The organism is Desulforhopalus vacuolatus (assembly GCF_016918505.1).
Classification (GTDB): Bacteria; Desulfobacterota; Desulfobulbia; order Desulfobulbales; family Desulfocapsaceae; genus Desulforhopalus; species Desulforhopalus vacuolatus.
Window position 1 is genome coordinate 1 of the sequence record NZ_JAFFPZ010000135.1, and the last position, 392, is coordinate 392.

General features: G+C 53.3%; 1 protein-coding gene. It reads left to right on the top strand.

Annotated features, from left to right (window positions below; translation table 11 throughout):
- Positions 1-392: VCBS domain-containing protein (locus JWG39_RS16235; RefSeq protein ID WP_205220468.1), on the top strand; the 392-nt coding region annotated here is incomplete at both ends.

Consider the following 392-nt stretch of genomic DNA (forward strand, 5'->3'; position numbering starts at 1 on the left):
CAATCACTGAAGGCGAGCTGGACTTCCTTGCTGAAGGTGAGACTGTTACGGCTGTATTTACGATAACCGTCGATGATCAAAACGGCGGAACCGATACGCAGGATGTAACAATTACCATTACCGGAGCGAACGATGCGCCGGTAGCGGGTGCAGACATCACTACGACGGTTGCAGAAGGGGATGCCACCATTAATGGTGCGCTCACTTCTACCGATTTGGATGATGGTGCAACGGCGGCCTTTGCCGTCACTCCGGGATCAACCGCTCCCGATGGTTTCATCCTCAATCCGGATGGATCATACAGTTTCGATCCGACCGATGCGGCGTATGACCATCTGAACGTGGGTGATTCCACGATCCTGACAATCCCCGTCACCGTGACCGATGATAAT